This is a genomic window from Sedimentisphaera cyanobacteriorum (assembly GCF_001997385.1).
Lineage (GTDB): Bacteria > Planctomycetota > Phycisphaerae > Sedimentisphaerales > Sedimentisphaeraceae > Sedimentisphaera > Sedimentisphaera cyanobacteriorum.
This window is the reverse complement of sequence record NZ_CP019633.1, coordinates 2584175-2608968: the sequence shown is the minus strand read 5'-3', so window position 1 is coordinate 2608968 and position 24794 is coordinate 2584175. Positions and strand designations below refer to the sequence as shown.

The window sequence follows — 24794 nt, the reverse complement described above, 5'->3', positions numbered from 1 at the left end:
AGGAAAACGTTTTACCTAAGCACAAAATACAAGCCCACAGCCCAATATTCAAGCTTTTAATTCAAAAACTTTTGCAGAACGACACATTTTTTTTAAATTATGCAAACAATTAGGTAAACAATTAGGTAAACACAATGAAATCGTTTTCCTTTTAACTTGACTTCCTTCATATTTCAATTAGCATAGAACTTTAAGAACAAGAAAACTATTTTTCAAGGCCGCAGTTTATGACAAAAGAAAAACCAACTATAAGAGATATAGCCTCAAACCTTAATGTTTCTGCGGCAACAGTGTCCAGGGCACTTAGGGATGCCGGGAAGGTAAGCGAAAAGCTTCGCCATAGAATAATCGATGAAGCTGAGAAAATTGGCTACAAACCTAACTTCGCAGCAAAAGCACTACGCAATCAAAGCTCACAGCTTATAGGATTAATAATATCAAACTTCTTTTCCTTCCAAATAGATGAGCTTGTAAGTCATATTCAAAGCTATGCAGAACAGCAGCAATACGGCATCATTCTCGGCGTAACACAATGGGACACTGAGCACGAAATTCAACAAATGGATTTTATGGTAAACAAACGCGTTGATGGGATAATAATAAAGTCAAAGGGGCTGCACGAATCTATAGACAAGATACAAAAAGTAGCCCTTGAAGGCACTCCTGTAGTAAGCCTGCTTGACAAAATGAATATACCAAATGTAAATTCCGTGCTTGTTGACAACGTAACCGGCGGATATCTGGCAACAAAATACCTACTCCAAAAAGGACACCGAAACATTCTGTATGTTACATATAAACAGGCACAATCAACGGTAGGAAATGATTCACACTTCTCACGTGAAAGGTATTTTGGCCTGCTCAGAGCCCACGCTGAAATGAATACCCTGCGACCGGACGGGCTGGTATTCTATGACCCAAGCAGCTGCGAAGACAACGACACTGAAGGGTGCTTTAGAGAATACTTCCGAAAAAACAAAAACTATACTGCAATATTTGCCTATGACGACCAGATCGCAGCGGGAATAGCACGGGCTATAAAAGCTGAAGGCTACAAGATCCCGGAAGATTTCTCGATTATTGGATTTGACGACAGCGCTTTGGTTAATAAATGGAGCACCCCTGCTATCACTGTAGTCAAACAACCCGATAAGCAGGTTGCTTATGAAGCGGTTAATCTTATCACTAACAGAAAAAACTTCAGCAGCATTACAGACCATAACCCATACCTCTGTCCGGAACTAATAGAAAGAGATTCAGTAAGAGATATCAGCAAAAAGTGCGAAAATTATCTGTAGGGCTTTATTTTTTGATTTCCTATTTATGCGGGGTGGTTGCGCAGCCTCTATAAAACATTTAATCTGAGCACAAATACTGCGTCCTACAAAATGTAATTTCACCCCTGAAAAAGCTTGGCAAAACAGGTTTGTAGTGCCTGCGCAAAAAATCGAGTCCTTTACTGACAAGGGTTTATGAAAAACTACCGCCGAAGCCAGGTCAAAGTATGCCTGAAATTTATCCCTGCCAGTATTCAGCGAGAGCTGCGTAATCTTCCATATCCACTTTCCCGTCGTCGTTGATATCAGCGGCATAATCGCCGGCAAGAAGCCATTCAGCTGCCATCATTGACAGATCTTCGAGGTTCACTTCTCCGCTTCCGTCTATATCGCCTTCAATCTCATACCCGAAAACAGCGAGCTTCGGATAACTCCCCGGGAGCATAATCCAAACCTGCTCATCGCCGTCGTCGCTGGAGAAATCCCAGCCTTCATCAGTAAATGTAGATTTAGACTGCATTTGAGCTGTGGTCTTACTTCCCGCAACGCCTTGAGAGCTGTAAACGGGGGTGTAGTCGAAGGCTATTGTGTAAGCCTTGTCTTCTCCTGAAGTTTGAATATCCCAAAAACATCCTGCGATATCCCCCTCATAGCTGCATCCGGCAATCGCTGCTCCGGACAAGCAGTCCGTAACGCTGCCGGTAGAGAAACAGTTTTGTATGCTTCCATAATTGAACCCGACAAGGGCTCCCGTTTCGCAGCCGCTTCCGGTAAAGGATGCTGAGGCATCTCCGAGGGCATAACAATCCGAAACAGTGCCCCGATTCTGGCCAATAAGAGAGCCTGTTTTCGCGTAGCCCGTTACAGCCATTTCTGAATATGACTGTGTTACAGTGCTGTTTGAGCCTGCATAGCCCACGAGCCCGCCAGTGTAGGTATTGCTGCCTGAAAGCGTTCCAGCGGTATAGCAGCCGGTAACTGTTCCGTTGTAATTCTCGCCTATAAGCCCGCCGGCATCGGTTGCCGAACCGCTAACGAGGACAGTGGAATAGCAGTTTTGAACAAATCCGTCGTTATAGCCGAGAAGACCGCCAAGTTTAGAGCCGCTCGCTGTAACGCTTCCGCCGGTTACGCTGCAGCCGATTATATCGCTAACCTCGCTTGGGCTGCTCCCTGCAAGAGCGCCCACATACTCATCGCCAGATACATCCACATTCACAAGCTTTACATCCATAATCAGAGCCTGTGAATCAAATTTGCCGAAAAAACCGATATACTCATCTTCTTCGCCGCAGTCTATTGTGAGCCCTGATATTTGGTATCCAGCCCCGTCAAAGCTGCCGGTAAAGGGAGTGCCTTCGCGTAGCTGGAGCTCCAGTAAGACGCTTCATTCGGAGAAATAACGGCTTCATCGTAAGTTGTGGAGGATAGATCAATATCGTTTACGAGAATGTAATGGGCTGCTGGAAAATTGGTAACCGCCTCCAGATCAGCCTGAGATGCGATTTGATACGGATCGGATGAACTTCCGCTGCCACCTGCAAAACCGAAACAAAATCCTGTTAGGCAGCAGAACGCAAATTGAATGATGACTAATGAAACAACAACTCTATTTTCCATTTTCAAAACCTTTCAATATAAACACGTTTAGCTGTATATTACCATTTTACTCTCAAAGATTAAACTTTTTTTTCAAAATTATTGGCTTGGCTATAAAAAAACTAAATATTCTTCTTTAAAAGCTGTTCTTAGTGAATATAATCTGGAATAATTAGAGTTATTTAAGCAGGCTTCAGAATATGGAGCTTGATTCAGTATTTATAGAGATGCAGCTGGTAAAAGGCGTTGTTTTGTGCGTCTGGTTCTATTTCTGCGTTATACTTGTAAAACACTTCAGCGGCCACGTATTTATGAAAAACAGCTTCCAGCCTATCATAAATGCGGTATCTCTGGTGCTCGGGCCTCTCTCGCTTTTTGCGGCATTTTCTGTGCAGTTTGCCCGCAGGGCATCAAAGAAAAACATCTCGCTCTGGGATGCCCTCAAGAGGCTTTTCAAGGGCAGCTTCTGGGGGAAAGGTCTGGATTCAGAGATGATAAATGAGTCTCTGATCTCCGCAGACGATATAGACATATTAGACAATACAGGCAAAAGCATTGAAGCTGTTTACGGGAATAATACATCCCGCTCTGGTACTGCTGTAGCGCTTTTGAGCAAGCAGATTATTGCCGATGCGATACAGTCCTCCGCAAGCGATGTGCTTTTAGACCCCTCGGGGACAGAAGGATACACCGTAAGGCTGAGAGTGGACGGGAAGCTCAGGCTCAGCAGGGAAATGAACACCGAGGTGGGCGCTGCTGTTATAAACTGCATCAAGGCAGTTTCGGGGATGGATATTTCCGAAAAGAGAAAACCGCTGGACGGGGCTTTCACAGCAAAAGTGAAGGAAGAATCCGCTTCTTTCCGCGTAGCCACTGCGGGCGTTGTAAACGGGCAGAAAATGTCTATAAGGCTGCTGTCCTTGTTTACCGGCCGGCTCGAGCTTGAAGAAATCGGCTTCAAAGAGAAAGATCTTGCCAAGGTGAAAAAGGCAATAAGCAAAAGCTCTGGTATGATTCTGCTCTGCGGGCCGACAGGCAGCGGGAAAACAACAACCATGTATGGTATGCTCTCTGCTGTAGATCGGGTTGAGCGGAACGTAATCACGATTGAAGACCCCGTGGAACACAGCCTGAAAGGTGCAAGCCAGATTGAGATTAACCCGAAGGCAGGTATTAACTTCGGCGATACGCTCAAAGGCATACTAAGGCAGGACCCTGATGTTATAGGCATTGGCGAAATACGAGATTCTATCACTGCCCAGACTGCTGTTCAGGCTTCTCATACCGGACATCTGATTATTGCCTCTATGCACAGCTCCGACAATCTAACAGCGATAATGAGGCTCAAAGAGCTCGGCGTGGAAACAGGGCTTCTGGCGAGCAGCATCTCGCTGATTATTTCGCAAAGGCTGGGGAGAAATCTATGCGAAAAGTGTAAGGTGTCGGAGAAAATCAGCTCTGTAAAACTCCAAAACCTTCAGAAAAGGCACATTGATACAGAGCACATTATGAGGCCGAAAGGCTGCAAAAGCTGCAGCTTCACAGGATACAAGGGCAGAACCGCCCTTTTTGATGTATTGGAAATGGATGATGAAACAAAAAACCAGATAGCTGACCTTTCGGAAATAACCAGAGAAAATCTGCTGGCGGCCTCTTCGGGCAAAATGAAATCCAAAATAAGAAAGGAAGCTCTCAAAAAGGTTATAAGCGGAGAAACCAGTTTTCAGGAAGTTAAGAGTTATCTTTAGAGGCATTTATGTTAATTTTACTGGCTTTAACAGCAGCTGCTGCCGGCATTCTAATCTCATTGAAGAAAAATTTTATCTCAGTATGGCTGCACAGTTTTAATGTAATAATATCAGTGCATCTTTCTATACTGATTTTAGGGATGCTCGGGAGCGCAGAGGCAGCGTCGCTGAACACAGCCGCAGTGAAAGGCGGGGCTTTGCTTGTAATAGCAGGCGTTATTTATGTATTTCTCACTTTTGCTGCCAAACTCCTTCTGAGCAATATACCAGATTTAAACCTGCCTGCGATTCTGGATTTAACCTTGAAACCTGCGGCGGCCGGTTTTGCGTGCTGGCTGGGTTTCTGGTTTATTATTTTCGCAGCAGGAACGACAGCTTCAGGCTCATTACCCGCTATTCAGGATAAGCTTCAAAAGACAAACAAAACTGCCGCTAAGCAAATCACTGCATGCGAGAGCATAGCAAGAGAGCTCTCGCTCTGCGAAGATGAAGATGTTCTGCCTGAGGTAATACGCTGGATAAGAGAGTCTGAAAATTAATCAGCAATAGGGCTCAATCGTAATTGCTGCGTCTGTCTGTGGTGGGCGAACCTGCCCACTTATTTCTTCCGCCGAAGGCGGAGCGGAACAAGCGGACAATCAAGGTCTATTATAGGCTGGCCGCAGCATTTACGGACTGAGCCAGCGGTTCGCTGCTTAATAATGCAGCGTCGCAGAGCGGTGGAGCGCAAGCTCCCCGCTAGGATAGCGAAACGTGAAGAGCCGGCGGTAAGCGAAAAATCTTTTCGAAAAGAATGCCTGGCGGGCGACTTGCGTCGCTCCGCTGTAGTACGGAGGATGTTAAACATTGAGCCTGTCCGCCTGTCCGCCGCAGGCGGAGAGTTATCGGAGATATCGGAGAAATGCAGATAAATGTTCGTTTCGTGAAATCGCAGCGTAATACTAATGACAATTAGAGCCGTGCGTGGAGTCCGCCGAAGTCGGGGAGCCTGTCCGCCGCAGGCGGAGAAAACAAGCGGGCAGATTCGCGGCGTGTGGTTAGCGGCGTGTGGCTCGCAGCAAAATCATCAGCAAAAATCAGCGTGAATTAGTAGTTCGTCAAACCCTCAGTGCTGCTCAGCGGCTGAAAAAAATTGCCGCACACGATTTTTTTCTAAAGCTCAGCAATCCTTAGTTTTTCTAAGTTTTTCAAACACATAGGAACTCTCAGATTCAGTGAGGGATTTAGGTCGAAATAGGAAATTTCAGAAAAGGACTAAGATAAAGTACACAATAATGGTTTTGGTGGTAAAATATACTTGTTAAAGATGCTTGATTATGTTAGTATAAATTCAGAAAGGAAAATATATCTCTCTTATTTGCGATGTTCAGCAAATGAGGTTCAGCATATTAATAAAACCTTTTATTCTATTGTTACCTGAGGTTGGTAAACAGCCAAGGCGGGCTCAGCAAAAAGTTGGATGAAAAACTTGTACAAAAAATACACGCGTAAATGGAATGATGAGCTCGGGCTATCAGCAGGGCTGACCGGGTGCAGAGCAGTTTTCCTCACCTTTCTGGAAGAAAACAGCTGCAAGCTGCTCGCTGCGGGAACTCAGAACAAACTCCAAACGCCAAACATCTCCCTTTCCAGCGAATTCACAGAGGCGGCTGTAAATGCAGACAAAAAAAATGCCTCCTTAAGGTTTAAGACAAAAACTCTCTGCTCAGGCTGCAGTGAATGTCTGATTTATCCTTTTGAATACAAGGGGGTTTCTTATCAGCTCTGCGCTTGCAGCTCAAAAGCTTTTCCAGAATCTGCTGAAAGCAGTCTTGAGGTTATAAAAAAACGTCTGATAAGCGATATCGAGCGGGAAATCTCAGACCCCACCTCCACTGCACCAATCGATATTGATCACTCAGATACGCTTGTAAAATCCGCTGCATGGAACTACGACCCTAAAACAAGGCTCTACACCGGCAGCGATTCTTTCTACGAGATTTTCGGCGTTGAAAAAAATCCCTGTCCAGAGAAGAGCTTTTCAGTTTTATCCACCCTGATGACCGTGAAAATGCCGTAAAAAAAATTGATGCCGGAATTAGAAATGGGACAGTTCACCAGAGCTATTTCTATCGCCTAAAGGCGGGCGACGGAGAAATCAAATATATAAATATCAATTCAATCAACGTGTTCGATGATGACGGCCGATTTCTCAGGCGGTTCGGGGCGATTCAGGACGTAACAGAGCAGAAGTTCGAAATCGAACGTTTAAGACAGAGAGAAAAGCGTCTCGAAAAAGCGCACAACCTCTCGCTCACCGGCTACTGGAGTTATGATGCGTCTAAAGATGAGATGGTTTGGTCTGAGCAGCTTTATTCAATCCTCGAAGTGGACAAATCCATAAAGCCCTCTCAAAGCTTCTTTATAAATCTGATTCACCCTGAAGACCAGAAGCAGTACAGCCGGCTTTTCGAAAATTCTCTAAATCTCGGCGGCCTAGACAGCTTCGATTGCAATTTCCGCATACTCCTGAAAGACGGCAGAATCAAATGGCTCGAAGGGTTCACAGAGGTGATACGGGGCGAAAAGGGAGAGGCGATTTTCCTCAACGGATATCTGAGAGATGTAAGCAGTTTGAAGCTTCAGCGGGAGGTTTTCGACACAAGCTCCTCAGTAGGTGATGTGGGAGTTTTCGATTTAAACCTTAGCTCAGGAAAACTTAAGGCCAATAAGCAGTGGTTCGTTAATAACGGCCTTGAATACAGGGCGGAGGAGCAGGACATCTCAATCATTCTCGAAAAGCTCCACCCTGAAGACCGCAAAAAGATAAACAAAATTCTCGCAGACTGCGCTGCTGGAAAAACAAAGCAGTTTTCAGCTGATCTGAGGGTAAATATCAGCCCTGAGAGATACAAATGGACAAAAGTTTCTGCTCAGGTTAAAGATTATCTGCCCGCCAGCAATATCATAAGGCTTGTAGGCGTGGTGCTGGATATAAACGAAATCAAGAAGGCGGAAACCGCTTCAAGGATAAATGAAGACAAATTCAAGTCTATGTTCGATAATGCTCCCCTGCCCTATCAGTCGCTTAACGAGGAGGGGCGATTTATTGAGGTTAATCCTGCTTGGCTTGAGCATCTGGGCTATTCAAAGAAGGATGTAGTCGGCAGGTGGTTTGGCGATTTTGTTACCGAAAACTACAAAGATGCCTTCAAAGAAAAGTTTAAGGAATTTCAAAATTGCGGCGAGATTGACAATGTAATCTTTGAGATGATAAAGGCAGACGGGAATCTGATTACTGTATCTTTTCAGGGGCGATTTCCCTACGATTTGGAAGGAAATCCAGTAAAGAGCCACTGCGTTTTCAGAGATATAACCGAAGAGCTTGAATCAATAAAGACAATCCGCCTGCTCTCAAAGTTTCCCTCGGAGAATCCCAATCCTGTTCTCAGGATGAGCGAGATAGGCGAGCTTTACTACACCAACAAAGCAGGCGAGGAGTTTGTTGAAATAAACGAAAATAACAGGAAGCTAAAGAAAGAATTCAAAGATCAGGTGCTAATTGAATGCTGCATCAGCTCTACAGGCGTTTTCAATTATAAGCTGGGCAAAAAAACTTACCGAATTTCCTATACAAAAATCTCGCCGGATAACTACATAAACATCTACGCCTCGGATATATCTAAAGAGATTGAGGCGAGAAAAAGAATAGACGACCTGTCTAAATTCCCTGAGGAAAACCCCAACCCTGTACTGCGAATCAGTCCTGAAGGCGGGGTGTTATACAGCAATGAGGCTGCTAAAAAATTCACAAAATTTGAAGACAGAAAAGAAGTACTTATTGGTGCAATGAAAGATAAAGCTGCTTACATTTCACCAAAAACAGAAGTAGGCAAATTCGAAACAGCAAATAACGGGCGAATCTACAACTTCTGGTATTCCTTTATAGACCCGCCAGGATACATAAACCTCTACGGGACTGACATCACCGACAGAAAGAGTGCAGAGCTGGAAAAACAAAAGCAGGCTGAAAACCTCCGCATCACGCTAAACTCAATCGGCGATGCAGTGATTGCTGCTGACACGCAGGGGATTATTACACTGATGAACCCCAACGCAGAAAAGCTTCTTGGAATAGATTTCAGCAAGGCCGAAGGCAGGCCGGTTTCAGAAATTCTCAATATCAAGAGCGCGAGCACAGGAAAGAAAGCTCCAAACCCTGTGAAAGAGGTTCTAAAAACAGGCAGGGAATTTGAACTTTCCAACGACACTGTTCTTACCTCAGCAGACCAGAACGAGTATCAAATAGCTGACAGCGCAGCACCGATAAAGGACGATAAGGGAAATATTACAGGCGTTGTGCTTGTGTTCCGAGATATAACTGAACAGTACAAGAACCGCAAAAGGATAGAAGAAAGCGAAAAAGAGCTCAAAAGGGCTCAGGAGATCGGGGAAATCGGCAGCTGGAAATTCAATATGAACACCTCCGAGGTTACGGCCTCCGCGCAAACTTGCAAAATTTACGGCTTAGACCCCGAAAAAAACTATACGATCCCTGACGTTCAAAAAATTCCGCTGAAAAAATACAGAAAACAGCTCGATGAAGCTATTGAAAAACTCATCTCAGGCGAGAAGAAATACGATGAAATATTCAAAATCAAACGCCCCTCAGACGGCAAGATACGATGGATTCACCCGGTCGCTGAATACAACAAAGATGAAAACGTTATCCGCGGAACCCTGCAGGACATCACAGAAAGCAAAGAGGCTTCCGATAAGCTCGCTCAAAGTGAAGCCAAGCTGAGAAGCTATATAGACAACGCGCCTTTCGGGGTATTCGTTGCAGACTCCAAAGGCCGGTATATAGAGGTTAATCCCTGCGCCTGCAGGCTAACAGGATACAGCAGAGAAGAGCTTACGAAGATGTCTATCCCGGATATGCTCACGCCTGAGAGCAAAAAGCTTGGAGAGCAGCATTTCAAACAACTCGTTCAAATGGGCCTTTCCTACGGGGAAACAGAGCACTTCCACAAAAACGGCGAGAGGAGATGGTGGTCTGTTTCAGCAGTGAAGCTCAGCGAGGACAGATTCCTCGGCTTCACAGAAGATATTACCGAAAAGAAGAAAACTCTCCTTCAGCTCGAACAGAGCGAAGAAAATCTCAGGATTACTCTCGATTCAATCGGGGATGCGGTTATATCAACAGACCTTCAGGGGCGTATAGTTCTGTTTAATCCCGTAGCAGAGAAGCTTACGGGCTTCAGCCTGAAAGAGGCTCAAGGCAGGGACATATTTGAGGTTTTCAATATTTTCAAGGGCGGAACTAACGAACCAGCAGAAAATCCCGTGGAGAAAGTTCTTGAGAAGGGAATAATCGTTGGTCTTGCCAATCATACCGTGCTGACATCAAAAGACGGCAGCGAATACCAGATCGCAGACAGCGGAGCGCCTATCAGAAATTCAAAGGGCAAAATGACTGGCGTTGTTCTTGTGTTCAGAGATGTTACCAAAGAGTATGAATACCAGCGCAAAATAAGGGAAAACGAGGAACGTTTCAACAAAGTGCTCCATACCATCCCCGATATGGTATCTATTCACGACCGCGATATGAACATAGTGTTCAGCAACTGGAACGGATTTGCCGCTGTAGCTGAAGAAAAAAGATTTACAGGAACAAAATGCTACAAGACATACCGCGGGTATGATGATATCTGCCCGGACTGCAAGGCGGGCGAAGTTCTCAATGCCGGCAAACAGATTCACAGAGAAGCCCAGCTCCCGGATGGAAGATGGTTTGATATAAGGGTTATGCCTATAGCTCCCGATGGAGAAAAGAAGTGCCAATACTTCGTTGAATGGGTTCGGGATATAACAGAGCTGAAAAATTACCAGCAGTCTCTCGAAATAGCAGCAGAGGAGGCTGAGAAAGCGAATATGGCAAAGAGCCGATTCCTCGCTAATATGAGCCACGAAATCCGCACGCCTCTCAATGCCATTATCGGATACGGCAATATCGTAAGGCAGAGCAACCTGGACCCCGTTGTTCTCAAGCACGTTGAATCTATGAATATTGCAGGCAAATCCCTGCTTGCCCTTGTTAATGATGTGCTGGATCTTTCCCGAATAGATGCAGGCAAATTCACGGTGAGCAATAAGCCGCTGGATATCGGCTCGCTTATGAACGAACTGGAAGCTATTTTCGAGCACAAAATAACAAGCAAGGGACTTAAATTCAATCTTTCTAAGGAACTCACCGTAAACGGGATTCTGATTGACGGAACACGATTAAGACAGATTCTGGTTAATCTGCTCGGGAATGCCGCCAAGTTTACAGAAAAAGGACATATCGACCTGAAGGCGGGTGTTTACAGATCGAGCGAAAAAAGCGATCTCTATGATTTAGAGTTCGCGGTTAGTGATACCGGGGCGGGGATAAAGAAAGAAGATCAAAAGAAAATATTCGAATCTTTTGAGCAGATCGACGGCGGCCCAACCAAAAAGCACCAAGGCAGCGGGCTTGGGCTTTCAATTTCAGCAAAGCTTGCAGAACTGATTGGAGGAGAGCTCTCTGTTGAGAGCGAAATTGGAAAAGGAAGCACTTTCCGCCTGCATCTGCCCAAGCGAAAATATGCTGAGATAGATTCTTATGACGACCGCTTGGAAAACGTTGTCTTCAGCCCTTGCAAGGCAGTTGCTGTAGAAGATGACGAGGATAACCTGAAGGTATTATGCGAACTGCTTAAATTACTCAATCTGGAAGCTGTTCCGTTTGATTCAGGCAGAAGTGCTGTGGAGTATTTCGAAAAAAACTCTGCACCGATTGTGCTTTGCGATTTGAGAATGCCCGGGTTGGCCGGCGATGAAACTGTTAAGCAAATAAAGCAAACCAAGCTCGGAGCTAAAGCACGTTTTATCGCAGTTACCGCGGATATCTTCGAAAAACAGCATTACGATATAAGCCTTTTTGATGATGTATTGCATAAGCCTGTTTCAAAGGCTGATTTAGTAAGAGTAATAAAAAAATACGTCGATAGCGCAATATCAAAAAAGACCGCCACAACTAAGAACAAAGGCACTGGGGAAAAGCTCAATAAAAATATTAAGCTTTCTAAAAAGGATGCCGAAAAATACAAAGAACAAATCTATCCTCTCGTTGAAGAGGCAAGCTCTGCCGGGCTGGCGATGAAACCAATAACAGAACTGACCGGGACTATTAGTATATTCGCAGAGGAAAACAAAAATGAAGAGCTTAAAGTTCTGGCTCAAAAGCTTGATTTTGCTGCAAAATCTTTCGATATAAACCAGATAGATGAATGTTTCAGTATACTGAAAGAGCTTGGCAGATAGAACATTTCCGCCCCTGACCGAGTCCTCCTCGTCCACCTTGTCCAGCAGCTAATCTCCACTGATGATTTTGCTGCGGGCTCGCAAAATCAACAATCCGCTTGCTCTCCGCCGCAGGCGGACAGACTCTGATTGCCCTTAGCCCCGATTTCTCACTTAGCGTTCAAAATCGTGAAAAATCAAAATTTTTTCTTTGATTCTGCGTTGTAATCGGCGTTTTAAAGTCTCTTTAGTCTCTGGTACAGACCTGCCCTATTGCAAGTGATTTTTCATCAGCAATAATATTGTTATGTACTTGAAGAAGCACAAGCGAAAGAAGAATGGTAAGATCAATTCCTATTACAGCATAGCGGAGAAGCGTAAGGTTTCTCGCGGGCGTTATGTTGAGAAGATGGTGCTGTATCTTGGTGAAATCTCTGATTCTCAGAAGAAGTCTTGGCAGAGATCCATTGAGATAATCAACGAGGACAACAAGCCTGTCCGCAAGTCATTATTCGCTTTTGATCAGGACAATCACACACATCACGACATAGATACGATTCCGGTAAAGCTCTCAAAGATGAAGCTTAACAACCCCAGAACATTCGGGGACTGCTGGCTCGGCTGCGAGATATGGGATATGCTGGGATTAGACACCTTCTGGTCGGAGAGGATAGACACTGCCAAATCGCCGGTTGACTATTCAAAAGTTGTAAAATTGCTGACAGTAAACCGTCTTATCAAGCCCGGAGCGGAGTTTTATGTCCACCGGCACTGGTTCACTCAGACCGCAATGGATGTATTGCTGGGCTGTGAATTTGATGTTGCCGAAAAAAACCGGCTTTACCGTTGTCTGGACAGGATATTGCCGTATAAAGAAGAGCTTTGTTCTTATTTGAAAGACACATGGCAGATGATGTTCAATCTGGAATATGACATTCTGCTTTACGATATAACCAGTACTTATTTTGAGGGATTATGCAAAAGCAATCCCAAGGCAAAATTCGGCCACAGCAAAGACCGCAGAGGCGATTGCAGGCAGATTCTTATCGCTTTGGTAGTTACCCCTGAGGGATTTCCGATCAATTATGAGATACTCGCCGGCAACACCTCAGAGAGAACAACGCTTAAACCCTTGTTAAACAAGATAGAGTCGAAATACGGCAAGGCAGGCAGGTTATGGCTGATGGACAGAGGTATTCCAACAGAAGCTGTGCTGGAGTATATGCGTGATAACGGGATTGATTATCTTGTCGGAACGCCCCGTAAGCTGCTGGATGAATTCCAAGAAGAGCTTTCTGTGAAAAGCTGGTTTGATGTAAATGGAAGCGTTCGCATAAAGCATATAGCCAAAGATGACGAATGCTATATTCTTGCTCGAAGCAAAGAGAGAATGGCTAAAGAACGGGCTATGCGTAAAAGAAAGCTCCGTAATTACTTAGAAGGACTGGAGAAGTTAAAGAAATGCCGCAGCCGAGATGTTTTTATGCAAAGGCTCGGCAAACTCAAACATCAGGCGGGCAGCTGCCGTAAGTGTGTAACTCTTACGATTCCCCGAAATAAGGAAAGGATTGAGAAGGGCGAGTTTGATTATAAGTTTGAAGCGAGCAAATATAAAGAAATGATATACCGCGACGGCACATACTTTTTGCGTACAAACCAGTCTGGCAAGGATGGTGCAGCCCTGTGGAAGGAATATATGCTTCAGTGCAACGTTGAGCAGGCATTCAGGGAGCTCAAGAGCGATCTGGGAATTCGTCCTGTCTATCACCATAAGCAAGACAGGGTTGAGGCTCACGTGTTTGTAGCGTTTATGAGCTATTGTTTGCAAGTAACACTGAGGCATAAGCTCAGGGCAAGCGCCTGCGGGATGACTGCTCAGGCGGCATTAGCAGCAATGTCTCGGATCCAGATGCTGGATGTTTCATTTGAAACGCAAGACAGCAGAACTCTGCTTATGCAGAGATATACCGAACCGGAAGACGAACACAAGCTGCTGCTGCAGAAATTGAAGATAGAACTGCCGCCGCAAAAACCTCCGAAAATATACAGCGGGAAACTGAAAAAATAACACATCTTTGGCGACAGACCAACCCCTCTGACGGGGGTAAAAACGCACTTTTTACCCCCTAAGTGAGAAATCGGGGTTAGTATCACGAAGCGATTCCACGGCCATATAGGCAGCAGTAAATTCTGCAAAGCATCGCAGCATTACGATTCGCATTTTGCCAAAAAAATTGTCGCACTCTTTATCTTTCTTGCGGGAAAATTTGCTGGTAAAATTGCGTTTTTTCAGTAAATTTATGTGCAGTAAATTTGAACTAATTAACAAAAGGGGAAGCGATGTTTCGCAAACTTACTATCCTATTTTTCGCTGCTGCTTTATGCTCAATCTGCTCTGCAAAAGAGATTATATCACTTGCAGACCCAGCGATAATTCAAGATGATGACGGCTGGTTCTACGCTTTCGGGACAGGAAGAGGCCTGCCGGTGTATAAGACCAAAGACATGGTTGACTGGCAGAAGGCTGATACCGTTTTTGATGCTCCTGTGCCGGAATGGGCGAAAAAGCCGATGAACAACCCTAATGCAATATGGGCTCCGGATATAGTTAAGATGGCTGGGGATTATTACGCATACTACAGCGTTTCGAAGTTCGGAAGCCAGCGGTCTGCCATTGGTGTTGCACGGAATAAAGCCCTGAATCCCGATTCGCCTGATTACGAATGGGAAGACCTCGGAATGGTTGTAGAATCTTTTCCGGATAAAAGCAGCTTCAACGCGATTGACCCTTGCGTTTTTCAGCTTGAGAACGGCAAGGCATATATGTTTTGGGGGTCGTTCTGGAGCGGGCTCAAGAGCGTTGAGATCAACCCTGAAACCGGCAAGCCCCTCAATCAAAACCCCGATATCCAGCCGATAGCTGCAAGGCCGAACAGCCATCCGCCAGCCATCGAAGCCCCCTACTACTACGGAAAGGACAACATCCATTATCTGTTCGTGTCTTACAACAGCTGCTGCGACCAGGCAGAAAGCATATATAAGATTATGGTAGGCCGTGCGGGCAAACCCCTCGGGCCTTACCGCGGCCTCGACGGCGAGAAAATGCTGGACGGCGGCGGGGCTCTTCTGCTCTCAAACAACGACAACTGGCGCGGCCCCGGGCACAATTCGGTAATCGAAGCGAAAGGGAAAACTTGGCTCGTTCACCATACATACGACACATTCAACCTGCACAGAAGACGCATTATTCAGGTGCGCCCGCTGTACTGGACTTCCAGCGGATGGCCTGTTGCAGGCGAGCCTCTGAGCAAAACAAACCCTATGACCGCCGAGAAGACTAATCCGTCCTCCAGAGACCTTTTCGGCAGCTGGAGACTGAGCATCGATTACTCAGAAAAAGGGATTTTCGATTTCGTAAGAGACGGAAAAATCGCCTCGCATCCAAAGGCCTGGTGGAAGCATTCAGGCAGCAGGATAAAGGTTTATATCCCGGGCAAGCTCACCGGGCAGAACTCCGAGGCGGAAGCTGAAACGCTTTTCATCGAACCTTCTGAGAGCTGTATGGTAGGCAGAAACCAAAACGGAGAAATACTGAGATTCAAGAAGGTAGGCGTTTGCAGGTAATATAAAGCTTGTATTAGCTTGGATTTTGCTCATTTTTAACGGGAGAAAACAGAAAACGGCAGTGGTGGAAACTTTCGATGCTGTTCAAATTGAAAAACTCATAAACAAGCTTGAACAGATATGCTCTGCTGAAAGGGAAGAGGTTTAGAGCGAGATTATTCTTTCTGCTATAAGCTCTGCCGGGTTTTGCCTGCTTTGGCAGTTATTCAAAGCGCGGTTTTTCATTTCCTCTAATCTGTTCTGATCTTCCATAAGCGGGAATAATGCTTTACTCAGATTATCCGCTGTGCTTTGATAATCCTCACGGCAGTCTTCAGCTATCAAAGCCGCACCTTTATCCTGAAGCTTTCGGGCATTAAGGAGCTGGTGCTGGTCTTTGTGGTAGGGGTATGGAATGCATACCACAGGCACGCCCAAAAAGGCATATTCCGCCACGCTCAATGCCCCGCTCCGTCCCGCTGCAAGAGAAGCATTTGCCAGAAGAGCGGGCATCTGGTCGGTGTATTCAAGAATATGAGCCTCAATTTCCCTTTCCTCATAAACTTTGCGAAGCTGGTCTGCCTTGCCTCTTCCTGCAATAACGGTAATCTGCCAGCTTCTGGCGTATCGATCGAATTGCTCAGCTAAAAGGCACATCGCCTTGTTGATGCTCAGTGCGCCGCTGGATGCCCCGCTAATGAGCAAAAGCTTTTTGTCCGGCGAAAGGAATGCCGGCTTCTCGAGCTCTGCAGATTCGGCAAACTCGCTTCTCAGCGGACAGCCCGTTACAAACGGAGCAACCCTGCCCTTATCAAAATATTCGAGCGTATCTTCAAACTGCAGATAAACCTCTCTGCACATATTTATAAAAAGCCTGTTTGCCCTGCCCGGGATTATATCGATATTTATAAACACCGACGGGATTGCCAAAAGCTTTGCCGCAGCGAGGACAGGGGCTGATACAAACCCCCCGCACCCTGCAACCACGCAGGGCTTTGCCTTCTTTAATATACTGACCGCTTTCGAAATGCTCTTAAGGAAGCCGGCAGCAAAGGGGGCGTTAAGGCCAAATTGTTTGGCGGGGAGCTTATAGAAGCTGTAAGGCTGACTGCCCAAAATCTCACTGTCAACCGCCCTTTCGCTGCAGAAGAATGATATGTCGATATCACTGTTTTTCTCCATCGCCTCGGCAACGGCGAGAGAAGGGTATATATGGCCTCCTGTTCCGCCCCCAGCAAAGAAAATTCGCTTACTCATTCAAGCCTCAAATACAAATGCATCAATAATTCTCTTCAAGGCTTTTGGAAGACTGACGCGCAATATTCATCAGTATTCCTATACCCATACAGCTTATAAAAAGGCTCGTTCCGCCCGCACTGATAAACGGCAGAGGAATCCCCTTGTTCGGGAGAAGCTTCAATACTACAAGAATATTCATAAACGCCTGTATGGCAAAAGCAGCGGAGATAGTGAAGGCAAGGAGTTTTCCAAAAGGCTCTCTGCACTGCTTCGCTGTTTTCAATCCGAGAATAAGCAGAGTTACAAAAAGAGCTATCACCAGCAGAGCCCCCAGAAGGCCGAGCTCCTCGCCTATTACGCTGAAAATAAAATCGGTTTCTGCTTCAGGCACAGCCCCCCTCTTGCATATTCCTCTCCCGAGCCCCTCCCCGAATATGCCGCCGTTGTATATCGCAGCTAAAGACTGGTTCTGCTGATAGTTAATATCCTTGTACTGCCCGTTGTCATTGAGGAAAGCGAGAATCCTTTTTACGCGGTAAGGCCTGAGCCAAACGAAAACGGAAAGCAGAGGTATCCCCGCTGTCACCCCCCCTGCAAGCATCCAGAGCGGAAGCCCTCCGATAAAGAGAATCAGAGCCGCAATAAGACACATAAAAGCCCCTGTGCCGAAATCATTTACTATCACAAGGAGTATGTAAACGGCCGGAACAATGAATGCCATAAAAAGCAGGGCAAAGAATTTTAAGCCCCTCGGGCCGTTATAAGGCGAATCTAAGCTGTTTTTGGGCTTTATGATGCTGCATCTCTGCAAAACATGGTTATGCTTTACAGCAAACCAGCATAGAAAAAATATAACGCAGTATTTAGCCATCTCGGAGGGCTGAAATTTTATCGGTCCAAGCACGATCCATCTCATTGAATTGTTTACGCTTTTCCCGAAGCCGGCAAAAATCAAAATCAGAAGGGATAAAGTGGCAAGCATAAATAAGGGCAAAGCGGCGCATCTTAAAACACCCCGAACAAATGCCAAGAACTTTGAACTGCCCAGCTCATCGGCCTCTTGTATTCTGCCCTTTATCTCGCCCCTTTCGGGTATCGAAAACCACTGATAGGGAACAATACTGAAGAGAAAAACAATCAAAACCGCAAAAGCATATAAGAGCAGGCGGTAGGAGGTGAACTGAGAATCCCAGCCTGCTTTTGAGGAATATACCATCACAACACCAATCCCCATCAGGGTAAAGGCGGTCATTGCGATTGCATCTGAATAATCCTTTTGCTTTTCCATAAGCTTCCCGGCACTTCCGTTATGCCGATTATATTAAAAAATTAAACTTGCGGCAAATATCCCCTGCAAAGAGCATAAAAATTATTCGCTATTTTCAGGAATTCTCAAATTCATCCCGGGCTTAAGCTCGGCTGCGGAATTTATTTTATCCCGATTGGCTCTAAGTATCTCGTTCCACTTAGAAGACTTGCCGAAATATTTCTTTGAAATTGAGGAAAGCGTTTCGCCTTTTTTTACAATATGATAAACAGCAGGGCTCTCGGGATTTTGCCCGATGAGGTTATTGTTCCCATTTGCCTCGGTTATCTGGCCGGCAGAGAAAGAATCGCTTTGCCCATCTTCGCTGCTTTCAAGGATAGCCCTGAATGAATCTGGAGTATGAGATTGCACAGCCCCGTTTTTCTGCTGATTATCTTCAAAAACAGAAAGACCCGAAGACGAAATCTCCGTCTCCGGGTCAGCTGTTCTTACTTTTATGTAACAAGAAAGTATAACTGCCGATATAAGCGATCCGACTATTAAACCGAATTTATAGTCTTTTCGCATTTCTCAGCTCACTTCTTGGATTTTGTCTTTTTGCTTCCTGCCCCTATAAGCAATACAGGAGATGCGATTGCTATTGAGGAATACGTACCGGCAAGCACGCCAAGCAGCATCGCAAAGGTAAATCCTCTCAGTCCTGCACCGCCCCAGATGTACATAATCAGCACAACTACGAACGTTGTAACGGATGTAAGGATCGTTCTTGAAAGCGTTTGGTTAATACTTCTGTTCAGCAGCTCTTTCCATACATTCAGATTTGAGCCGCGGTTTTCTCTGATTCGGTCGAACACAACAATCGTATCATTAAGCGAATAACCGATAATCGTGAGGAAGGCCGCTATTATCTCAAGATTAATCTTGAAATCACGTATCCCGAGCATCTCGCCAACTGCTGTGTTTGCAACAAACACGCATCCAGCGAGGATTCCAAGCGTAATGCAGACATCGTGAACGAGGGCTGCGATCGCCGCAAGACCGAACGAGAGATTCCCGAATCGTATCCATATATAGGCGATAATAGCAATCAGCGAAAGCACAATCGCCACTAAAGCCTTCGTTTGCGATTCGCTTCCTATTGAAGGATTGATCTGGGTTACCCTCGGCAGAGATGTTTCGATAGCTGCTGCCGCCTTGATTTTAGTAAGCTCATTTTCCTTGAAGGTCTCGATCTCGTCCTCAGAGAGCTCTCTTGAGCCCGCATCTGGATGAAGTGCCACATACTTAAACTCGCTTACCTTCTGGTTTTCATCGAGCTTCTCGCCGTTCTCGCTCAAAATATGGAACTTAAACCATGTAAGGTCTCTCATATCCGGCTTGAAGCGAAGATCGTTTAGTCTTGCCTCTATTTGGCCGGCTTCGGCTGGATTATCTATGGTGCAGTTGATATAGACTCCGCCAATATAATTGAGCAGAACAGGTTTCTTATCTGCCACCTTATCATCAATCACCACAGGCTCTTCAGCTTCCAGGCCGAGTGCCATGCGTCTTTCGAGCTCCTCGCCGAAGGCCTCGATTATAGCGTTGTTTACCACCTCATCTACCTTCAGCTCGCCGAGGTTATACTCATAATTACTGAAAGCCTGAGAAAGCAGATCACGCATTTCAGATTTTGCAAGCTGGCTGGTAGAAACTTCGAGGGTGCTGCCGCTTTTGCTAACCTCTATATGCTTAACATAATCGCTTGAATTTGTGTTAAGCAGCTGTAAAGCCTTCTCTTTCGATGGAGCCTGGCCTTCAAAATTAACATCCACCCTGCTCTTGTTAGTCTCGGTTGTATTTATTTCGTAGCTCTGGTTGTTATCGCCTACGCTGTAAACCTCTGCCGACTCAAGACCGGCTTCTTTAATCTTCTTCTCAACTTCATCGCGCTCATAAGAAACGTTTTCCTTGAAGTTCACCTGAACGCTTGTACCGCCGGTGAATTCGATGTCGTATTTATCGCTGCCGCGAGCGAAAAAGATAAACAGCCCAGTAGCAACAACCACGCCGGAAACAGCGAAGAAGCCGAAACGCATATTCATCCACTGCACATTCGGCCTGCGGATCATTTTGAGCATAACGAGCTTATCTTTAACCAAACCGGCACCGATCAGCCATTGGAAAACTGTCCTTGAAAAGAACAAGGCTGTAAACATACTCGAGACAATACCAATCATAAGAACTATTGCGAAGCCCTTGATCTCCTCGGAAGCCACTCTGTAGAGAATGAAGGCTGTGATGAAGGTTGTAAGGTTCGCATCGAATATTGTCCAGAAGGCCTTGCCGTAGCCGGATTTTATCGCTGTTTTGAGAGTTGCGCCTGATTCCTGCTCCTCTCGGATACGCTCGAATATCAGCACGTTTGCATCAACTGCCATACCTATTGTAAGAATCAAACCTGCAATTCCAGGGAGGGTGAATGTAGCGCCGGAAAACGCCATCACGCCGAGTATAAACAGCATATTCAGCAGAAGCGCTATATCTGCAATCGAGCCGCTTAGGGTGTAGTAGATCAGCATAAAGATCATCACCACTACCAGACCGATAATTCCGGCAGTTATTCCCTGATCGCGGTTGTCCTCGCCTATTGTAGCTCCGATAGTCTTCTCTGAGATTGGTGCAGGGCTTATCCTTGCAGGCAGAGAGCCGGCATTTAGCTTGTTCACCATATCGGCCTGCTCGACCTGCGAGAAGTTTCCTGTAATGATACCCCGCTTGCCTATCGCAGCCTGTATTGTTGCGCTGCTGAGAAGTTTGCCGTCCAGAAGAACGCCGAGCTGACGGTTCAGGTTTGAATCGGTGAGCTCGTAGAACATATTAGCGCCGATTTCGTTCATCTGGAAGCCTATCGCCCTTCTTCCGGCCTGATCGGTCTCACGCCTTGCCTTTGCGAGCTTCCAGTCTTTCCCGTCCTGATTATTCAGCAGCACTTCACCATCTTTATTGCTTGCAAGAACGTATTTCTTGCCTGCAAACTCACCTGTTACAGATCCCGGGAAGCCTTTTCCGTGCGGGTCGTCCACCTCGCACCATACATAATCAGAATCTGATGCGAGCTTCGGTCCTTTGGTTTTGAGCTGCTGGATGTAGTTCTGAGCTTCCTCGCTGCTGATGTCTCCTGAAGCGGCTCTCGGTATAATCCTGAATTCCAGAACGCCCGCTCCCTTTAGCATACGCTTAACGTCTTCAGGGTCGTCGAGCCTTCCGCGAACGCCTGCATACGCATCGTAAGCGGAAACGAAGTTTTCAATTTCCTCGATTCTGTCGGGGAATTTGTTTTTGGTCTCTGCAAGGTATTCCTGCCTGCCGGCAGAGCCGAGCATCTCGGTGAAGGCCTCAAGGCTGATGTTGAGTTTTGAAATGTCGTTGAGGGCGTCTTTGTATTTATCCGCCACTTCACCTGCAAGCTCATCAACCACCTGCACATACTCGTTCCTGCTTTGGATATAGTCTTTCAGCAGGGAAACTTTCTTCTGCGCATTTTCGGGCTCCTCGCCTTCCTTTGCAGTTTTTTCTACATACGAGTTAAGCGCTTCTGTAAGCTGTTCGCCCTCTTTCTCAGACCAGTTTTCATACTGATACTGAAGGCCTGTTGTGCGCATGCCGAGATCTTCCATGGAAGACTTGGCATTCTCCATCGCTTCTTTCGCCGAATCTCTCTTATCCCGAAGCCTTTCACGCTTATCGTATATTGAAGCAAGGGTGCTCAGCAAGTCTCTGTGTGATTCAGACTTCGCAAATTCCTTGAACTTCTCCTGACGGTCCTTCTCAGGCAGAGACAGAGAGTTGATAACCACCGCAAGATTTATGTTGGTATCTGCGAGGGCATCGTAAGCCTTCTGGTATTTCTCCCTGAGCTTCTGAGTTTCCTCGCTTGCGAGGGGAAGCTGAATTTCGAATCTCGTGTCGCCCTGCGGGCGTATAACAATATTCGAAAGCCCGTCCGGGTCTAAACGTTTCTTGATAACCGGAATTACCTTTGCGGCCAGTCCATCGGTTTCAGAATCGCTCATACCTTCGGTGTCGATACTGTAAATCAGACTTGCACCGCCGGCCAAATCGAGCCCGGGCTTGAGCTTACTCTGCGGAGGCCATAGGGAAAGCCCCGCAAAAACTACAAGAACTAAGATTAAAACACCTTTCCAGTGCTGTTTTTTCTCCATCGCTATTTTCCTGACAATGTCTTTACACTAAATATATCAACTCTCCGCTGTGATAATCAGGCCTGCTTCTCTTCTGCCTTGCCTGCAATAGCGGTGAGCTTCATTTTTACCTTCGCATTAGTCGATTCATCGACCTTCAGAGTAACCATACCGTCTTTTATCTCCAGGATAGTCCCGTAGATACCGCCGATAGTAACCACTCTGTCATTCTTGTTCAGCGAATCACGCATTTGCTGCTGCTTTTTCTGCTGCTTGCGCGGGCCGTGAAAAAGAACAAAATACATCATTACAAGAAGACCAACAAGCAGAAGAATCTGTCCGGGAGGCATCCCCTGAGGGGCCTGCTGCTCACCTGTTCCTTCAGCACCGGTTTTACTTGTGCTTTCTACCGTTGAATTTGTGCTGGCTGAACCGTCAGCCTGCTCCATTGTTACTGTGTTCTCGCCAGAGGCCGGATCGGCCGCTGCTAAAACCCATAAATTACGCATAATACTACCTTATTTATACAATATTTCGCTGTCGAGTAAAGTATCGAAATTATAAAAGAAAGCCTTTATAAGGCAACAGGTTTTTAACTTTAACACAACCTTTTCAGCCGTCAAGCCCGGAAGTGAATAAACTTTGCAATTAGTTTTATTGCTTACTCTGTTAGAATCACCTGCAGCCGTTTGCCCTGAGCGTCTGCTGAAAACCCTAATCATATTTGAATAATTGTAAAATTTTTCGTATTTCTAAACGATAATCCAAACTTATTTTCGCTGATGATTTTAGATTGAAGGGGTGTGAGAATTCAAAGGGTCAGGTATCTTCTTTAAACTCGCTGCCAAGAATGAAACGCCCGCTCTGGTTCGCCTCTGCATTTTACAAACCAATAAGCTTAAGAGGCCCGCGAAGATTTTTAATTATTTCTGAAAACGCTTTACATTTCCATTTGACAAGAGCCGATTGCCTCTTGCTGAAGAAACTGTTGTCAGCTTGATTTTAAGATACAAATCTTCGAGGGCCTCGCCGCAAAACAAACATTGAATATGTGCAATAATTTTATCGAAGCCGCCTGCTGGCTGCTATTTATCCAGAAGACCGAGATTCCAGTCTTTCGGCGGAACGAACTCGCCTTTCTTTTCGGGGCCGAGACTGCATTTTTCGCCCGCTTTGGATTCAACCTTCTCTATAAAATCATTGAGCTTTTTAACGATATCAGGCCGCTTATCGGCAATATTATTCTTCTCGTAAGGGTCTTTGCTGAGGTCGAAGAGTCTGCCTTTGTTTATCTTCCAGCGCTGCATAACCGCAGAGCTGTCGCCCAGATACAGCTTCCTTTCGGGATCTGGTTTTTCCTCGCCTTTCAGCACAGGCCAAATGCTCCTTCCGTCGAGCTGGGCTTCGGGCTTCTTGGCGCCGGTGATTTCAGCAACGGTTGGCAGTATATCCACAGCTCCGGTAACAGCGTTCTGCTTAACCCCGCTGGGGAGTTTCTTAGGCCAGCGGATCGCCGCCGGCACGCGGACGCCTCCTTCCCAAAGAGTAAACTTCCCGCCCCTGAGCGGTTTGTTGCTCCCGCCGAAATGAGCAATGCCTCCATTGTCGCTTTGGAACAGGACAATCGTATTCTTGCTGATTTTATTCTTATCGATGGCTTCGAGGATTTTTCCTATCTGGTCGTCCATAGAGTCAACCATTGCGCTGTAAGTTTGGCGGACTGTGTTCCCGCGTCCCTTCAAGCCGTATTCCGGCTGCATTTCTCTTTTGCCTCTATTCTTGCTTGAGTGCTTTATAATGCCCTTGTCATGATCGAAGCCGTATTCTTCAAGGTCTTCTCTTTTTGCCTGCATAGGGCCGTGAGGCGCATTGAACGCCACATACAGCAGGAATGGCGAGTCATCAGAATGTTTGTTTATGAAATTCACTGCTTCAAGGCCGAGAAGATCGGTGCTGTAGCCTCCGTCAACGCAGGCCTCGCGGTTTCTGTGCCAGTCGAGCTGGCCGTATCTTTTGTGTGTAAAGTAGTCCAGAGCTCCGTTGTAATGCCCGTAGAAGTAGGTGAAGCCTTGGCTGATCGGATCAAACTTCTGGGAATTGAGCCCCAGATGCCATTTTCCGAGGCAGGCGCGGTTCTTATAGCCAACACTGCCGAGCATTTCTGCGATGGTTATCTCCTTTGGCGGGAGGCCGTGAGTAGTAAGCGGGGTGCAAACGCCGTCCTGCATTCCGTAGCGAAGCGGGTGCCGGCCGCTGAGAAGCGTTGCTCGGGTTGGCGAGCATACCGGACAAACATAATAACGCTCCAGCTCCACGCCCTCTTTCACGATTCGGTCTATATTAGGCGTTCTTATCTCACTGCCGTGATAGCTAACGTCGTTCCAGCCCAAATCGTCAGCAAGAAGTATAACTATATTTGGTTTTTCCTCTTCTTTTGCCAAAAGCCTTTCCGGCAAAAGCATACTCCCTGCCATTAGGGCACAGCCTGATCTCAAAAAATTTCTTCTGTCCATTTTTTCTCCCAAGATTTTTTAAAATATCACCAAGGCTTAAAACAGCCTCCCTTTACCGT

At 46.1% G+C, this 24794-nt stretch carries 16 protein-coding genes and 1 pseudogene; 9 read left to right on the top strand and 8 right to left on the bottom strand.

What is annotated here, in order from left to right:
• Positions 1 to 227: 227 nt before the first annotated feature.
• Positions 228 to 1298, top strand: a complete 1071-nt coding sequence (locus tag L21SP3_RS10480; RefSeq protein WP_077541296.1) for a LacI family DNA-binding transcriptional regulator — start codon at positions 228 to 230, stop codon at positions 1296 to 1298.
• Positions 1299 to 1515: 217 nt separating this feature from the next.
• On the opposite strand, the gene L21SP3_RS10475 is transcribed toward L21SP3_RS10480, so the two are convergent.
• Complete coding sequence (locus L21SP3_RS10475) at positions 1516 to 2511, bottom strand: dockerin type I repeat-containing protein (protein ID WP_077541294.1); 996 nt, start codon at positions 2509 to 2511, stop codon at positions 1516 to 1518.
• A 62-nt stretch (positions 2512 to 2573) separates the two neighbouring features.
• A complete protein-coding gene (locus L21SP3_RS10470) occupies positions 2574 to 2897 on the bottom strand; it encodes a hypothetical protein (protein ID WP_077541292.1) in 324 nt (107 codons plus the stop codon).
• A gap of 179 nt (positions 2898 to 3076) precedes the next feature.
• On the opposite strand from L21SP3_RS10470, the gene L21SP3_RS10465 reads away from it, so the two are divergent.
• From L21SP3_RS10465 to L21SP3_RS12255, 8 genes and pseudogenes are all read left to right on the top strand, one after another.
• On the top strand, positions 3077 to 4624 hold the full coding sequence (locus L21SP3_RS10465) for a GspE/PulE family protein (RefSeq protein WP_077541289.1): 1548 nt from the start codon (positions 3077 to 3079) through the stop codon (positions 4622 to 4624).
• Positions 4625 to 4632: 8 nt separating this feature from the next.
• Positions 4633 to 5163: a hypothetical protein gene (locus tag L21SP3_RS10460; protein WP_077541287.1), complete on the top strand. Its 531-nt coding sequence runs from the start codon at positions 4633 to 4635 to the stop codon at positions 5161 to 5163.
• A gap of 920 nt (positions 5164 to 6083) precedes the next feature.
• Positions 6084 to 6683, top strand: a complete 600-nt coding sequence (locus L21SP3_RS10450; RefSeq protein WP_077541283.1) for a hypothetical protein — start codon at positions 6084 to 6086, stop codon at positions 6681 to 6683.
• A pseudogene (locus L21SP3_RS12395) lies at positions 6626 to 6760 on the top strand (hypothetical protein); the annotation flags it as partial. The gene L21SP3_RS10450 and the pseudogene L21SP3_RS12395, both read left to right, overlap by 58 nt.
• Before the next feature lie 30 nt (positions 6761 to 6790).
• Positions 6791 to 11950 carry a PAS domain S-box protein gene (locus L21SP3_RS10445; protein ID WP_077541281.1) on the top strand — a complete coding sequence of 1720 codons (5160 nt, stop codon included), beginning with the start codon at positions 6791 to 6793 and terminating at the stop codon, positions 11948 to 11950.
• Between the two features lie 286 nt (positions 11951 to 12236).
• Entirely contained in the window at positions 12237 to 13997 is a 1761-nt protein-coding gene (locus tag L21SP3_RS10440; RefSeq protein WP_077541279.1) for an IS1634 family transposase, read from the top strand.
• 272 nt (positions 13998 to 14269) lie between these two features.
• Positions 14270 to 15553 (top strand): arabinan endo-1,5-alpha-L-arabinosidase, encoded by a 1284-nt coding sequence (locus tag L21SP3_RS10435; protein ID WP_077541277.1) that lies wholly within the window; start codon positions 14270 to 14272, stop codon positions 15551 to 15553.
• 25 nt (positions 15554 to 15578) lie between these two features.
• The gene (locus L21SP3_RS12255; RefSeq protein WP_261340800.1) at positions 15579 to 15701 is read left to right on the top strand and encodes a hypothetical protein; all 123 of its coding nucleotides are present in this window, start codon (positions 15579 to 15581) and stop codon (positions 15699 to 15701) included.
• Here L21SP3_RS12255 and L21SP3_RS10430 read toward each other — a convergent pair.
• The 6 genes from L21SP3_RS10430 to L21SP3_RS10405 all read right to left on the bottom strand — a co-directional run bounded on the left by L21SP3_RS10430 (position 15698) and on the right by L21SP3_RS10405 (position 24717).
• Complete coding sequence (locus tag L21SP3_RS10430; protein ID WP_077541275.1) at positions 15698 to 16789, bottom strand: UDP-N-acetylglucosamine--N-acetylmuramyl-(pentapeptide) pyrophosphoryl-undecaprenol N-acetylglucosamine transferase; 1092 nt, start codon at positions 16787 to 16789, stop codon at positions 15698 to 15700. The genes L21SP3_RS12255 and L21SP3_RS10430 overlap by 4 nt on opposite strands.
• Positions 16790 to 16811: 22 nt before the next feature.
• On the bottom strand, positions 16812 to 18059 hold the full coding sequence (locus tag L21SP3_RS10425) for an FtsW/RodA/SpoVE family cell cycle protein (RefSeq protein ID WP_077541273.1): 1248 nt from the start codon (positions 18057 to 18059) through the stop codon (positions 16812 to 16814).
• An 81-nt stretch (positions 18060 to 18140) separates the two neighbouring features.
• The gene (locus L21SP3_RS10420; protein WP_161488182.1) at positions 18141 to 18449 is read right to left on the bottom strand and encodes a LysM peptidoglycan-binding domain-containing protein; all 309 of its coding nucleotides are present in this window, start codon (positions 18447 to 18449) and stop codon (positions 18141 to 18143) included.
• A 164-nt stretch (positions 18450 to 18613) separates the two neighbouring features.
• Positions 18614 to 22243: a protein translocase subunit SecDF gene (locus L21SP3_RS12190; RefSeq protein ID WP_077541269.1), complete on the bottom strand. Its 3630-nt coding sequence runs from the start codon at positions 22241 to 22243 to the stop codon at positions 18614 to 18616.
• A 56-nt stretch (positions 22244 to 22299) separates the two neighbouring features.
• Positions 22300 to 22731: a preprotein translocase subunit YajC gene (gene yajC / locus L21SP3_RS10410; RefSeq protein WP_077541267.1), complete on the bottom strand. Its 432-nt coding sequence runs from the start codon at positions 22729 to 22731 to the stop codon at positions 22300 to 22302.
• Positions 22732 to 23307: 576 nt separating this feature from the next.
• Complete coding sequence (locus L21SP3_RS10405; RefSeq protein WP_161488181.1) at positions 23308 to 24717, bottom strand: arylsulfatase B; 1410 nt, start codon at positions 24715 to 24717, stop codon at positions 23308 to 23310.
• Positions 24718 to 24794: the final 77 nt, after the last annotated feature.

Bases quoted from the DNA above. Each gene is read 5' to 3' on its own strand.
- L21SP3_RS12190 (WP_077541269.1), bottom strand. From the start codon at position 22,243: ATGGAGAAAAAACAGCACTGGAAAGGTGTTTTAATCTTAGTTCTTGTA.
- L21SP3_RS10470 (WP_077541292.1), bottom strand. From the start codon at position 2,897: ATGGAAAATAGAGTTGTTGTTTCATTAGTCATCATTCAATTTGCGTTC.
- L21SP3_RS10460 (WP_077541287.1), top strand. From the start codon at position 4,633: ATGTTAATTTTACTGGCTTTAACAGCAGCTGCTGCCGGCATTCTAATC.
- L21SP3_RS10450 (WP_077541283.1), top strand. From the start codon at position 6,084: ATGAAAAACTTGTACAAAAAATACACGCGTAAATGGAATGATGAGCTC.
- L21SP3_RS10465 (WP_077541289.1), top strand. From the start codon at position 3,077: ATGGAGCTTGATTCAGTATTTATAGAGATGCAGCTGGTAAAAGGCGTT.
- L21SP3_RS10435 (WP_077541277.1), top strand. From the start codon at position 14,270: ATGTTTCGCAAACTTACTATCCTATTTTTCGCTGCTGCTTTATGCTCA.
- yajC (WP_077541267.1), bottom strand. From the start codon at position 22,731: ATGCGTAATTTATGGGTTTTAGCAGCGGCCGATCCGGCCTCTGGCGAG.
- L21SP3_RS10425 (WP_077541273.1), bottom strand. From the start codon at position 18,059: ATGGAAAAGCAAAAGGATTATTCAGATGCAATCGCAATGACCGCCTTT.
- L21SP3_RS10480 (WP_077541296.1), top strand. From the start codon at position 228: ATGACAAAAGAAAAACCAACTATAAGAGATATAGCCTCAAACCTTAAT.
- L21SP3_RS10475 (WP_077541294.1), bottom strand. From the start codon at position 2,511: ATGGATGTAAAGCTTGTGAATGTGGATGTATCTGGCGATGAGTATGTG.
- L21SP3_RS10430 (WP_077541275.1), bottom strand. From the start codon at position 16,789: ATGAGTAAGCGAATTTTCTTTGCTGGGGGCGGAACAGGAGGCCATATA.
- L21SP3_RS10440 (WP_077541279.1), top strand. From the start codon at position 12,237: ATGTACTTGAAGAAGCACAAGCGAAAGAAGAATGGTAAGATCAATTCC.